Source organism: Pseudomonas sp. NFPP02, assembly GCF_900119355.1.
GTDB lineage: Bacteria > Pseudomonadota > Gammaproteobacteria > Pseudomonadales > Pseudomonadaceae > Aquipseudomonas > Aquipseudomonas paracarnis.
On sequence record NZ_FPJI01000008.1, the window covers coordinates 83,769 to 97,790 of the forward strand.

10 protein-coding genes are annotated in these 14,022 nt (G+C 61.6%); 5 read left to right on the forward strand and 5 right to left on the reverse strand.

Features of this window, described 5'->3' with window-relative positions:
- Positions 1 to 31: 31 nt before the first annotated feature.
- From prpC to prpD, 4 genes are all read left to right on the forward strand, one after another.
- Positions 32 to 1,159, forward strand: a complete 1,128-nt coding sequence (gene prpC / locus BT204_RS15495; protein WP_014719499.1) for a bifunctional 2-methylcitrate synthase/citrate synthase — start codon at positions 32 to 34, stop codon at positions 1,157 to 1,159.
- Between the two features lie 183 nt (positions 1,160 to 1,342).
- Complete coding sequence (acnD, locus tag BT204_RS15500) at positions 1,343 to 3,937, forward strand: Fe/S-dependent 2-methylisocitrate dehydratase AcnD (protein WP_072447394.1); 2,595 nt, start codon at positions 1,343 to 1,345, stop codon at positions 3,935 to 3,937.
- An 11-nt stretch (positions 3,938 to 3,948) separates the two neighbouring features.
- Positions 3,949 to 5,139, forward strand: coding sequence for a 2-methylaconitate cis-trans isomerase PrpF (gene prpF / locus BT204_RS15505; RefSeq protein WP_072447396.1), 1,191 nt, complete (start codon positions 3,949 to 3,951; stop codon positions 5,137 to 5,139).
- Between the two features lie 158 nt (positions 5,140 to 5,297).
- The gene (prpD, locus tag BT204_RS15510; protein ID WP_072447398.1) at positions 5,298 to 6,782 is read left to right on the forward strand and encodes a 2-methylcitrate dehydratase; all 1,485 of its coding nucleotides are present in this window, start codon (positions 5,298 to 5,300) and stop codon (positions 6,780 to 6,782) included.
- A gap of 133 nt (positions 6,783 to 6,915) precedes the next feature.
- Here prpD and BT204_RS15515 read toward each other — a convergent pair whose 3' ends face one another.
- Genes BT204_RS15515 through BT204_RS15535 form a run of 5 tightly spaced genes read right to left on the reverse strand, consistent with a single transcriptional unit; the run spans position 6,916 to position 12,444 of the window.
- Complete coding sequence (locus tag BT204_RS15515; RefSeq protein ID WP_072447400.1) at positions 6,916 to 7,650, reverse strand: alanyl-tRNA editing protein; 735 nt, start codon at positions 7,648 to 7,650, stop codon at positions 6,916 to 6,918.
- A 2-nt stretch (positions 7,651 to 7,652) separates the two neighbouring features.
- Entirely contained in the window at positions 7,653 to 8,645 is a 993-nt protein-coding gene (locus BT204_RS15520; protein ID WP_072447402.1) for a serine O-acetyltransferase, read from the reverse strand.
- 37 nt (positions 8,646 to 8,682) lie between these two features.
- A complete protein-coding gene (locus BT204_RS15525; RefSeq protein WP_072447525.1) occupies positions 8,683 to 9,597 on the reverse strand; it encodes a PLP-dependent cysteine synthase family protein in 915 nt (304 codons plus the stop codon).
- Positions 9,598 to 9,613: 16 nt separating this feature from the next.
- Complete coding sequence (gene moeB / locus BT204_RS15530) at positions 9,614 to 11,476, reverse strand: molybdopterin-synthase adenylyltransferase MoeB (RefSeq protein ID WP_072447404.1); 1,863 nt, start codon at positions 11,474 to 11,476, stop codon at positions 9,614 to 9,616.
- A 23-nt stretch (positions 11,477 to 11,499) separates the two neighbouring features.
- Entirely contained in the window at positions 11,500 to 12,444 is a 945-nt protein-coding gene (locus BT204_RS15535; RefSeq protein WP_034128416.1) for a DMT family transporter, read from the reverse strand.
- Positions 12,445 to 12,553: 109 nt separating this feature from the next.
- Between BT204_RS15535 and BT204_RS15540 the strand changes: the two genes are divergently transcribed.
- A complete protein-coding gene (locus BT204_RS15540; RefSeq protein WP_034128356.1) occupies positions 12,554 to 13,978 on the forward strand; it encodes an aminotransferase-like domain-containing protein in 1,425 nt (474 codons plus the stop codon).
- The last annotated feature ends 44 nt before the right edge of the window (positions 13,979 to 14,022 follow it).

Here is a 14,022-nt window from a genome sequence, read left to right on the forward strand (position 1 = left end):
CCCTGAACAACTACAAAATTGGAGAACGAACATGGCTGAAGCTAAAGTATTGAGTGGTGCAGGCCTGCGTGGCCAGGTTGCCGGGCAGACGGCACTGTCCACCGTGGGCCAGGCCGGCGCCGGCCTGACCTACCGTGGCTACGACGTACGCGAACTGGCCGCCGACGCCCAGTTTGAAGAAGTCGCCTACCTGCTGCTGTACGGTGAATTGCCAACCCAGGCCGAACTGGCCGCCTACAGCAACAAGCTGAGCAAACTGCGTGACCTGCCCCAGGCCCTGAAAGAAGTGCTCGAACGCATCCCCGCCGACGCCCATCCGATGGACGTGATGCGCACCGGGTGCTCGTTCCTGGGCAATATCGAGCCGGAGAAAGATTTCAGCGTGCAGCGCGATGTCACCGACCGCCTGCTCGCCGCGTTCCCGGCGATCATGTGCTACTGGTATCGCTTCAGCCACGACGGCCAGCGCATCGACTGCGTGACCGACGAGCCGAGCATCGGTGGCCACTTCCTGCACCTGCTGCATGGCAAGAAACCGAGCGAGCTGCACGTCAAAGTGATGAACGTGTCACTGATCCTCTACGCCGAACACGAATTCAACGCTTCGACCTTCACCGCACGGGTGTGTGCATCGACATTGTCCGACCTGTATTCCTGCGTCACCGCTGCCATCGGCTCCCTGCGCGGCCCGCTGCACGGCGGTGCCAACGAAGCGGCGATGGAAATGATCGAACGTTTCTCCTCGGCCCAGGAAGCGGTTGAAGGCACCCTTGGCATGTTGGCGCGCAAAGACAAGATCATGGGCTTTGGCCACGCGATCTATAAAGACAGCGATCCGCGCAATGAAGTGATCAAGGGCTGGTCGAAAAAACTCGCTGACGAAGTGGGCGACACCGTGTTGTTCCCGGTCTCCGAAGCCATCGACAAGACCATGTGGGAACAGAAGAAGCTGTTTCCTAACGCCGATTTCTACCATGCCTCGGCGTACCACTTCATGGGCATCCCGACCAAGCTGTTCACGCCGATCTTCGTATGCTCGCGCCTGACTGGCTGGGCTGCGCATGTGTTCGAGCAGCGCGCCAACAACCGCATCATCCGTCCAAGCGCCGAGTACACCGGCGTTGAGCAGCGCAAGTTCGTGCCAATCGAACGACGCTGAATGGGATGGGCTGTGCCCGCTGGCTCATGTGCTTGTGTGTGGGAGCTGGCTTGCCTGCGATGGCATCACCTCGGTGTACCTGTCACACCACAGTGATGCCATCGCAGGCAAGCCAGCTCCCACAGGAAACAAAGCCAGTGTCGACAGTTCACCTTTCGAACTTACCGTGACCGAGTCCTGACGATGAACACTGAATTTCGCAAACCGCTCCCCGGCAGCCGCCTGGATTTCTTCGACGCCCGTGCGGCTGTCGAGGCAATCACCCCCGGCGCCTACGCCACGTTGCCCTACACCTCGCGTGTGCTCGCCGAGAACCTGGTGCGCCGTTGCGACCCGGCCACCCTCGACGCGTCCCTGAGTCAACTGATCGAGCGCAAGCGCGACCTCGACTTCCCGTGGTTCCCCGCCCGCGTGGTGTGCCATGACATCCTCGGCCAGACCGCTCTGGTCGACCTTGCCGGCCTGCGCGATGCCATCGCCCAGCAAGGCGGCGACCCGGCGCAGGTCAACCCGGTGGTGCCTACCCAACTGATCGTCGACCATTCCCTGGCCGTCGAGGCCGGTGGTTTTGACCCGCAAGCCTTCGAAAAAAACCGCGCCATTGAAGACCGTCGCAACGAAGACCGTTTCCACTTTATCGAGTGGACCAAAAAGGCCTTCAAGAACGTCGATGTGATCCCGCCGGGCAACGGCATCATGCATCAGATCAATCTGGAGAAAATGTCCCCGGTGATTCAAGTGCGTGACGGTGTGGCCTTCCCGGATACGTGCGTGGGCACCGACAGCCATACGCCCCACGTGGATGCCCTGGGGGTGATCGCCATCGGCGTTGGCGGCCTGGAAGCCGAAAGCGTGATGCTCGGCCGTGCGTCGTGGATGCGCCTGCCGGAAAGCGTGGGCGTGGAATTGACCGGCAAGCTGCAACCGGGCATCACCGCCACCGATATGGTGCTGGCGCTCACCGAATTCCTGCGCCAGCAGAAGGTGGTCGGCGCCTGGCTGGAGTTCTTCGGCGAAGGGGCGTCGGCACTCACTTTGGGTGACCGTGCCACCATCTCCAACATGGCCCCGGAGTACGGCGCCACCGCCGCGATGTTCTACATCGACGCGCAAACCATCGCTTACCTCAAACTCACCGGCCGCGAAGACGAACAAGTCGCCTTGGTCGAGCAATACGCACGTCACACTGGCCTGTGGGCGGACGACCTGAAAGGCGCGCAGTACGAGCGCAGTCTGAGCTTCGACCTCTCCAGCGTCGTGCGCAACATGGCCGGCCCGAGCAACCCCCATGCCCGCCTGGCCACCCGCGACCTGGCGTCAAAAGGCATCGCTGGCCAATGGGATGACGTGCCGGGGCAAATGCCCGACGGCGCGGTGATCATCGCTGCCATCACCAGTTGCACCAACACCAGCAACCCGCGCAACGTGATTGCCGCCGGCCTGTTGGCACGCAACGCCAACAAGCTGGGGCTGACCCGCAAGCCGTGGGTCAAGTCGTCTTTGGCGCCGGGCTCGAAAACCGTGGCCATGTACCTGGAAGAAGCCGGCCTGGGCCATGAGCTGGAAAAACTCGGTTTTGGCGTGGTGGCCTTTGCCTGCACCACCTGCAACGGCATGTCGGGCGCGCTCGACCCGGTGATCCAGCAAGAGATCATCGACCGCGACCTGTACGCCACCGCGGTGTTGTCGGGTAACCGCAACTTTGACGGGCGCATTCACCCTTACGCCAAGCAAGCCTTCCTGGCGTCGCCGCCGCTGGTGGTGGCCTATGCGATTGCCGGTACCATCCGTTTCGACATCGAGAAGGACGTGCTCGGCCTGGATGCCGACGGCAAGGAAATCCGCCTGCAAGACATCTGGCCGAGCGATGAAGAGATCGATGCGGTGGTCAAGGCTTCGGTGAAACCCGAGCAATTCCGTGCGGTGTATATCCCGATGTTCGCCATTCACGAAGACACCGGGCCCAAGGTCACGCCGCTGTACGACTGGCGCCCACAAAGCACCTATATCCGCCGCCCGCCATATTGGGAAGGCGCGCTGGCCGGTGCACGGCCGCTCAAAGGCATGCGCCCGCTGGCGGTGCTGCCGGACAACATCACCACCGACCACCTGTCGCCGTCCAACGCGATCATGCTGGACAGCGCCGCCGGTGAATACCTGGCGAAAATGGGCTTGCCCGAGGTCGACTTCAACTCCTACGCGACACACAGGGGTGACCATTTGACGGCGCAGCGCGCCACCTTCGCCAACCCGAAACTGTTCAACGAAATGGTGCAGGAAAACGGCAAGGTCAAGCAGGGCTCTCTTGCGCGTATCGAGCCGGAAGGCAAGGTCACGCGGATGTGGGAAGCGATTGAAACCTACATGGAACGCAAACAGCCGTTGATCATCATCGCGGGCGCCGACTATGGCCAGGGCTCGTCCCGTGACTGGGCGGCCAAGGGCGTACGCCTGGCCGGTGTGGAAGCCATTGCCGCCGAAGGCTTCGAGCGTATCCACCGCACCAACCTGGTGGGCATGGGCGTGTTGCCCCTGCAGTTCCTGCCGGGCACCGACCGCCACACCCTGCAAATCGACGGCAGTGAAACCTATGACGTGGTCGGCGAGCGCACCCCGCGTGCGCAACTGACCCTGGTGATCAACCGCAAGAATGGCGAACGTGTCGAGGTGCCAGTGACCTGCCGCCTGGACACCGCCGAAGAAGTGTCGATCTACGAGGCCGGTGGCGTGTTGCAACGTTTCGCCCAGGACTTCCTGGAATCAAAGGCGACCGCCTGAAGAGGATAACCATGGCACACGTAGCGCAAATCAAGATCCCCGCCACCTACATGCGTGGCGGCACCAGCAAGGGCGTGTTCTTCAGCCTCCAGGACCTGCCCGCAGCGGCGCAGGTGCCGGGCCCTGCACGCGACGCCTTGTTGCTGCGGGTGATCGGCAGCCCCGACCCCTATGACAAGCAGATCGACGGCATGGGTGGGGCCACCTCGAGCACCAGCAAGACCGTGATCCTGGCCAAAAGCAGCCGCGCCGATCACGACGTGGATTACCTGTTTGGCCAGGTCTCCATCGACAAGCCATTTGTCGATTGGAGCGGCAACTGCGGCAACCTGTCGGCGGCGGTGGGTTCGTTCGCCATCAGTGCCGGCCTGGTCGATGCGGCCCGCGTGCCCCATAACGGCGTGGCCGTGGTGCGGGTGTGGCAGGCCAATATCGGCAAGAGCATCATCGCCCACGTGCCGATCACTGACGGTGCGGTGCAGGAAACCGGCGACTTTGAACTGGACGGCGTGACCTTCCCGGCCGCCGAAGTGCAGTTGGAATTCATGGACCCGGCGGCGGAAGAAGAGGGCGGTGGTGGTTCGATGTTCCCCACCGGCAACCTCGTCGACGACCTGGAGGTGCCCGGCGTCGGTACCTTCAAGGCCACGTTGATCAACGCCGGTATTCCGACGATTTTCATCAATGCCCAAGACCTGGGCTACACCGGTACCGAGCTGCAAGGCGCGATCAACAGCGACCCCAAGGCCCTGGCGATGTTCGAGACCGTGCGGGCGTATGGCGCGTTGCGCATGGGCCTGATCCAACACCTGAACGAAGCCGCCCAGCGCCAGCACACGCCCAAGGTGGCGTTCGTCGCCAAGCCAGCCGATTACGTGGCCTCCAGCGGCAAGGCGATCAAGGCCGGCGATGTGGACCTGCTGGTGCGCGCCTTGTCGATGGGCAAACTGCACCACGCGATGATGGGCACTGCGGCGGTGGCGATTGGCACCGCCGCGGCGATTTCCGGCACCTTGGTCAACCTGGCGGCGGGTGGCGTAGAGCGCAATGCCGTGCGCTTCGGGCACCCGTCCGGCACCTTGCGTGTGGGGGCCGAGGCCAGCCAGGTGGACGGTGAATGGGTGGTGAAAAAAGCCATTATGAGCCGCAGTGCGCGGGTGTTGATGGAAGGCTACGTGCGCATCCCCGGCGACGCCTTTTAGCTTGATCGTTCCCACGCTCCGCGTGGGAACGCCGCCTGGGACGCTCTGCGTCCTGCTGTGACGCAGAGCGTCACGGAATGCATTCCCACGCGGAGCGTGGGAACGATCAACATCAACCTTGACCTTGAGGAACAACCCCACCTTTTAGGAGAACTGCCATGAGCGCCAACGTCGACCAGAACAACCGCCCCGACTACGACCCGGTTTTGCAGGGCATCGCCGACTACGTCCTCAACTACCGCATTGACTCCCAGGACGCCCTGGATACCGCCCGCAACTGCCTGATGGACACCCTCGGCTGTGGCCTGCTGGCCCTGCGCTTCCCCGAGTGCACCAAGCACCTGGGGCCGATGGTCGAGGGTACCGTGGTGCCGTTCGGTGCACGGGTGCCGGGCACTTCGTTTCGCCTGGACCCGGTCAAGGCCGCCTGGGATATCGGTTGCATCGTGCGCTGGCTCGACTACAACGACACCTGGCTTGCCGCCGAATGGGGCCACCCTTCAGACAATCTTGGCGGCATCCTCGCCGTGGCCGATCACCTGTCGCAAAAGCGCCTGGCCAATGGCGACGCGCCGCTGACCGTGCGTGCAGTGCTGGAAGCGATGATCATGGCTCACGAAATCCAAGGCGTGATTGCCTTGGAAAACTCCTTCAACCGGGTAGGCCTCGACCATGTGTTGCTGGTGAAAGTCGCTACCACGGCGGTCACCGCCAAGCTGATGGGCGCCAACCGCGAGCAGTTGCTATCGGCGTTGTCCCACGCTTTTGTCGATGGTCAGGCGCTACGCACCTATCGTCATGCACCGAATGCCGGCTCGCGCAAATCCTGGGCGGCGGGCGATGCGTCGAGCCGCGGCGTGCGCCTGGCAGACATCGCCCTGCGTGGCGAAATGGGCATCCCCGGCGTGTTGAGTGCGCCGCAGTGGGGCTTCTATGACGTGCTGTTCAGCCACACCAACAAGGACCTGGCGCTCAAGCCCGAGGACAAGCGAGCTTTCAGCCTGCCCCAAGCCTACGGCACCTATGTGATGGAAAACGTGCTGTTCAAGATCAGCTTTCCGGCCGAGTTTCACGCGCAAACCGCCTGTGAAGCGGCAGTCGCCCTGCACCCGCAGGTCAAGCATCGCCTGCATGAAATCGACCGCATCGTGATCACTACCCACGAGTCGGCGATTCGCATTATTTCCAAGGTCGGCCCATTGGCCAACGCCGCTGATCGCGACCACTGCCTGCAATACATGACCGCCGTGCCGTTGGCGTTCGGCAATCTGGTGGCCGAGCAGTATGAAGATGATTTCCACGCCGCCCACCCGATCCTCGATGAGCTGCGCGACAAGATGGTCGTCATCGAAGACCCGCGCTACAGCCGCGAATACCTGGAGGCCGACAAGCGCTCGATTGCCAACGCGGTGCAGGTGTTTTTCACGGATGGCACCTGCACCGAGCAGGTGGTGGTGGAGTACCCGATTGGCCATCGCCGCCGTCGGGTGGACGGCATTCCACTGCTGGAAGACAAGTTCAAGGCCAACCTGGCCACGCGGTTCACCGCGCAACGCAGCGCCGAAATCTTTGCGTTGTGCAAGGATCAGGCACGGCTTGAGGCTACTCCAGTCAACCGTTTCATGGACCTGCTCACTATCTGAAAAACAGCACAGTCACTGTAGGAGCGAGCTTGCTCGCGAAAAACGTCAACGATGCCGCGTGCTTCCTGAGTAAGCGCGGCGCCTATGGGTTTTTCGCGAGCAAGCTCGCTCCTACAGAGGCAATGACGCAGGCTCAAGCGTGTCCAAACCGCAGTATCACCCGGCGGTTGTGCTTGCTCTTTTTCTCGATCTTCTCGCAGAACACCCGGCCGATTTCCTCGGTATTGAGCACATGGGTACCGCCGCAGGGCTGGATATCGATGCCGGGGATTTCAATCACCCGTACCGAACCGGAGACCACCGGCGGCGCAACCGCCTGAGTGCGGGTGATCTGCAGCAGGGTCGCGTACTCGGTGGCAGGCATCGACAGCGTTTTCACCGCGTGGGCCTGCTCGATCAGGGCGTTGAGGTCACGGGTGAGGCCGTCTTTGTCCAGGGTCATCTCCGGCAGGTCGAAATCCAGTCGGCCTTTATCCGCACTGATGCTGCAACCGGTCACGGGCGCGTCGATGAGGGAGCACAGCAAGTGCAGGCAAGTGTGCATCTTCATGTGCTGGTAGCGCCGCTCCCAATCCAGCCCGGCGTCGACCTGGACGCCAGCGGCCAACTGTTCGGGGCAATGGTCTACCTGATGCCAGATGATCGAGCGCAACACCGGGTCGCGCACGGTGCCTGTCACCTCGACCCGTGTGCCATCGGCCAGGGTGAAGTGGCCGGTATCGCCTGGTTGCCCGCCGCCGGTGGGGTAGAACAGGGTGTGCTCCAGGGCGACACCCTGTTCGCTGACGGCAATCACCCGGGCGCTGAAGGCGTTCTGGTAGGGCGCGCTGTCAAACAGCGCCAGGGTTTCCATGGTATGCACGGACATGTTCAACCTCCGACGATCAATGGGGTGGCTTGCAAGAGGTGGCGCACCAGTGCGCTCAAGCCAGGGGGAGAGAGCAGGGTGATTTCAAATTCCGGCCCGCACACCTTCAGGTTCAGCGGCAGGCGTGGCAGTTGCTCGTCGTTGTCGAGGCGACGCAGGCGAAACTGCAGGTGGTGCCGCTCTTTTACCGTGGGTTCGAGCATCAGCCCTTGCAGCGGATGAAAGTCGGCGTCCAGCACGGTGACCTTGTGGCCGGCACTCACTTCGCCCACCACGTGCAAGCGCTCATCCAGGGCAAAGGCGCCGAGGTAGTTGCTGTGGTCCGATTCATCGTTTTTCTGCAGTTGGATCTGGTTGACCACCTTGACCTTGGTGCCTGCCGGCACGTCTTGGGTAATCACGCAGGAGGGGCTGATAAACACGTTATCGCCGATCGAAACATAGCCCAGCACCCGGGCGCCGGCGCCGACTTCGACGTTGTTGCCCAGGCGCGGGTGGCGTTTGCCGTCCGGGTTGTTGGCAATACCACGCGCACCCAGGGTCACGCCGCAGAGGATGTAGCAGTCGTTGCCGATCACACAGGTCTCGCCGATGACCGTGCCGTAGCCATGGTCCAGCACAAAGCGCCGGCCGATGCGCGCTGCCGGGTGAATCTCGGCGCCGGAGAGAATCTTGCCCTGGTTACTCAGTTTGAGGGCCATGCGCGAAAAATCGCCGTGGTCAGCGGCCTGGAAATGCCACACCAGGTGCGCAAGGCGGTAGAACAGCACGGCCTTGAACGAGGCGTAGGATTCCAGGATCAACTCACCGCGCCCACGGGACGCGGGGTCGCGATAGGCATAGGCAATCAGGTCCTCGGCCACCGCCTGGGCGGCGTTCTGAATCAACGGCGCCAGGTGCGGCTCCAGCTGCTTCATCTGTCTGGGCGTGAGGGTGGTGATGAGGTGGGTGAGCAACTCATCGTGCAGCTGTTGCATGTCGATAAAGCCCCCCATGGAGACACCCCCGTATGTTGGATGGTTAAAAACCCGGTTACTCGAAACTGGGCAGGTAGCTGTCGGCATTGTCGTAGACCATGGTCAACACCACCGTTTCAGGCGGCAGTTCGGGGGCGAGTTGGGCGATGGCGACCATGTTGGCGGCCGAAGACAGCCCCAGGCTGATGGCATCGGTGCGCATGATGCGTTTGATCATGTCCAGGCAATCGGCGTGCGACACCTTGAGCATGCCGTCGATCACGTCCAGGTTGAGGATGCTGGGGATCAGGCCAATCGACAGGCCCTGGATCCCGTGCGCTGCGTGTTGGTCTTTGAGCAGGTCGCACTCTTCCGGTTCTACACCCATCACCCGCAGCGCCGGCCAGGCGGCCTTGAGGGTTTCGCCGATACCGGTGATGTGTCCACCGGTGCCAATGCCGCTGACGAAGTAGTCCACGCGCTGTTCACCGAAGGCGCGAAGGATTTCCGGGGCGGTGGTGTCGCGGTGGGTTTGGGGGTTGGCGCCATTGCGTTGCTGGTTGAGCATCACATAGTTGGGGTTCTCCAACTGCAGCTCCATGCACTTTTCGCCGTGGGAGTTATTGCCCAGGCGACTGTCGGACAGCACTACCCTGGCGCCATACAGACGCAGCAGTTTCTGTTTTTCCGGGCTGTAGTTGTCAGGGATCACCAGCACTACTTTGTAACCCAGCACATTGCCGGCCATCACCAGGCCAATGCCGGTGTTGCCGCCACTGGGTTCGATGATGGTCTGCCCGGAATCACGGATCAGCACGCCGCGGCGCTCGGCATCCAGGATCATGCCCAGGGCGATGCGCGTCTTGTGGCTGCCGCCGGGGTTGAGGGACTCCAGCTTGGCGTAGACCTCGATGCCGAGGTCTTCGGAAAACTGGGCCAGACGCACGATCGGCGTTTGGCCGATAACGTCGAGAATGGAGTTATGCAGCATCAGCACGTCCCCACTTTCAGTACAACGGCATGTCAGGTTCGACGTCGCGAACCCAATGTTTCATGCCACCCTGGAGGACTTTGGTGTTGGCAAAGCCGGCCGCCAACAGGGTGCTGGCGGCTTGCTCGGCACGGGCGCCTGCGTAGCAGATCAGGTAGTGGGTGTTGTCGCGGCTCAGGCTGGCGAGTTGCCCATCCAGTTCTGCCAACGGGATATGCACCACGCCCGGTAATTTGCACACTTCCAGTTCGCTGGCGTCGCGCACGTCGAGCAATACATCGGCGCTGCTGGGGTGTTCGAGCACTTGCTTGAGCACCTGGGGCTTGATGTAGCGTTCCGCGGCCAGGGAGGGCAGGCTCGGTACGGCATCGGCGCAGGTGGCCGGCGCGACGGTTTCGCTATGGCGCAGGTCCGAGCAGCAGGGGCAATCAGCGCGGCGCTTGAAGCGGATTTCGCTGAACTTCATCGCCAGCGCGTCGAAGCGCATCAAGCGGCCGGACAAGGGTTCGCCAATACCGATCAGCAATTTGATCGCCTCAGTGGCCTGGATCATACCGACCACGCCCGGCAACACGCCGATCACACCGCCCGCGCTGCAATTGGGTGCCAACTCTGCGGGTGGGGCCTTGGGGAACAGGCAGCGATAGCACGGCCCACCTTTATAGTTGAGCACGCTGATCTGCCCGTCGAAACGGTAGATAGCGCCGTACACCAAAGGTTTGCCCAACTGCACACAGGCGTCGTTGACCAGGTAGCGGGTGTCGAAATTGTCGGTTCCGTCGATCACCAGGTCATAGGCGCCCACCAGTTCCAGGGCGTTGTCGCTGTTGAGCGCGGTGTTGTACGCGTTGATCTGGATATGCGGATTGAGGTCCAGCAGGCGCTGCTTGGCGGACTCGACCTTGGGCATGCCCAGGGTGCTGTTGCCATGCACAATCTGGCGTTGCAGGTTGCTGCTTTCCACCACATCAAAGTCCACCAGCCCCAGGGTGCCGATGCCGGCCGCGGCCAGGTACAGGCTGATGGGCGAGCCCAGCCCACCGGTACCGATGACCAGCACCTTGGCTTTCTTCAGGTTCAATTGGCCTTCGCGGCCGACGCCCGGCAGGGTGATGTGGCGCACGTAACGCTGTACTTCTTCGTTGCTCAGGGTGTCGATGTCCATGCCACCTGAGGTGGCGAGCAACACTTCGATCCGGGATTTCGGCGGCAGGGCTTCATCGGCGTCGATCAGCGCCTCCTCGGCGGTAAACAGGAAGTGTTCCTTGAGCTGGTTGTTCTTTTCATGGAACAGGTGCTGACGCAATTGGGGGTGATGGGTGCAGAGATTTTCAATGACTTCGCGCAATGTCGATCCGGCGCCCTCAAGGGTCGATTCCGGCAGCTTGGCCACGCGAACCAGAATGTCGGGGAAAGAGACAGCGTTCATGGACAACTCCGTGTGCAGGTCGTTGAAAGGTTGAAGGGAGAAATGCTGGCCATCCCAGGCAAACAGCTTGGAGCCCAGGGCCTGGCCCTGGCGGACATCCACCACCAAGTAGCTGACGGGGAAGATCGGCTCGCCCAGGAACAGTGCCTTGTCCTGGTCTTCGTCACTGAAATAGGCGCCGACATCCGGGTGTGAGTGGTAGATCACCACCACCGGGTTGTCACTGCGAAACGCCTTGTTCATCAGCAGGGTGTCGGCCACCGAAAAGGTGTAGCCATTGGCCGCGCTGCGTGGGTACATCTCGGGGTTCTTGCGGTGCAGCTCATTCTGGATATTGCTGCCCAGGTACACGCTGCCGTCGGCGAGGACGAAACCACAGCACTCCTCGGGGTAGCTGCGGCTGGCGTGGGCGTAGATCTGTTCCAGGGCGGTAGGGCGGAGGACGTCCATGTTTCTCTCGCGTTGGTTGAGGGTCACTTTTTCTTGGCCATGAGTTTTTCGATCGGCAACTTGGTAATCGCAAAGCCGGCCAGCAGGATCGCCGAGTACAGCATCAGGTCGCGGGAAATTTCCACGCCTTCGTACCAGGCTCCGATGATGACCGCGAACACCGGGAAGATGATGAAGACGAACGACAGGATGATCGGGCTCAGGCGCTTGAGCAGCATGAAATACACAATGAACCCACCCACCGAGGCCACTAGCCCCAGGTAGAACAGCGCGCTCCAGGAGCGCAGGGTGATGTCGTCGAACGTCGGTGTTTCAAACCACAGGCCGGCCAGGAACAGCATCAGCCCGGCAATGCCGATGGGCAGGGTGTTGTAAGTGATGACGCTGATGGCGCTGCCTTTTTGTTTGGTAATGACATAGCACAAGGCGTGCATGATCGCGGCGCTCAGAATGGCCAGTACCCCGAAGAACTCGGCGTGGTCCAGGTGCAGGCCCTGGCTCTTGATGATCATGTAAAGGCTGCCGAAACCAATGCCGATGCCGACCACCTGGGAGAAATAGATGCGCTCGCGCAGGAACAGCGCGGAGAAGATCAGGATGAATACCGGCATGCAGCTGAACAGCAGGGCCGTGAGGCCCGACGACACATGCATTTCGCCGTAATTGAGCAAATAGTAGGGAACGCTGAAGTAGGACAGGGTCACGAATACGAAGAACCAGCGGCTTTCCCGGGGAAACAGGATCGGCTCACGGCGCACCATGGCAAAACACAGGAACAGCGGAAACGCGATGAGAAAGCGCAGGCCGGCAGATGTCAGCGGCGGCACGCTCTCGACGGCGATCTTGATGCCCAGCCACGTAGTGCCCCAACTCAGGCACACGATAAGGAACATCACGCTGGTCACCAGCCCGGCGAGCCACTGTTTTTGCGTTTTTGTTTTTGCAGTGTTTTCGAGAACGGCGGACATTGGCATCGTTTATTGCTTCCCTGGGCCGAAATTGAACTCTATATTGAACTTGTAATGAGTTATGTTTATCGGCGATTGAACCCGTAAAAGCACACTATTAGGGCGAAAGATGGCTGTCAAAACAAATATTGACATGGTGTCAATTATGCGTGAGGGCCTGTCCAACGGGCAGGGCGTGAAGTACAAGCGCCTGTCTGATGTGATGGAACGGGGCATCCTCGAAGGCTTGATTGAACCGGGACGAAAACTGCCGCCCCATCGGGTGCTTTCCGACAATTTAGGCGTGACCATCGGCACCATCAGCCGGGCTTACGGTGAACTGGAACGCCTGGGCCTGGTGGTTGCACGGGTAGGTGACGGCACCTTCGTGCGCAAGCGTGGGATGGAGCGCCAGCGTGATGAGGGCTTTCGTAATTTCAGCGAGGAGCCGCGCCAGTACTTCGACATGAGCCGCAACATGCACATTCCCGGGCAAGAGACGGTGTTTCTCGCCCAGAGCTTCCAAACCCTGTCGACCAACGCCAAGTTCCTCCAGGACATCAGCGCCTACACCCCGGACGCCGGCCTGCCGCGTTACCGTGAAGCGGGTGCGCAATGGCTGGTGCAGCGCGAGTTTCATCCGATTCCCGAGCAGGTCATCTGCGTCAACGGCGGCCAGCACGGCTTGCTGTGCGCCATGATGGCGTTGCTGCGTGCTGGCGATACGGTGGTCACCGAGCAGTTGACTTATCCCGGGCTGATTACCGCCGCACGCATGTTGGGGGTGCGGCTGATCGGCCTGGAGATGGATGAGGAAGGCGTACTGCCCACGGCGCTGGATGAGGTCTGTCGCAATCACCGTATTTCGGCGTTGTACTGCACGCCGACTATCCAGAATCCGACCACCGCTGTGTTGTCGGTGGCGCGCCGCGAAGCCTTGGCCAGGGTGTGTCGCGAACATAACCTGCTGATTCTGGAGGACGAAGCCCACGGTGTGCTGGTGGAGGACCGTCCGCCGCCCCTCAGCTATTTCGCGCCTGAGCGTACGATCTTGATCAGCAGCCTGAGCAAGGCGGTATCGGCCGGTTTGCGGGTGGGCTACGTGCATGCGCCGCCGGCGCTGGTCAGCCGCATCTCGGCGGCGCTACGTTCGACCTGCTGGATGGCCACACCTGTGACCCTGGAACTGGCGACCCAGTGGATTGAAAACGGCACGGCGGAATATTTGTTGCGTCAGCAGATCAACGAGATCAGCCGACGCAAGACGCTGGTCGAAGATTTATTGACCGGCCTGGCCTATCGCACCCACCCCAATAGCCCGCACTTCTGGATCGAAGTACCGGAGCCCTGGCGCGCCTCGGAAATCGAGGCGGAGCTCAAGCAGAACAATTACCTGATCGCCACCGCCGAGGCGTTTGCCGTGGGGCAGACGGCGGTGCCGCAGTTTATTCGGGCGAGTATCTGCAACACGTCGGGTGATGATCAGTTATTGCGCGAGGGGTTTGATGCGCTGGCCACGGCGTTGGGGCAGGGGGGCGGGCGGTTTCATCTGTGAGACCGCGTTATTGCTCGTTCCCACGCTCTGCGTGGGAATCCATC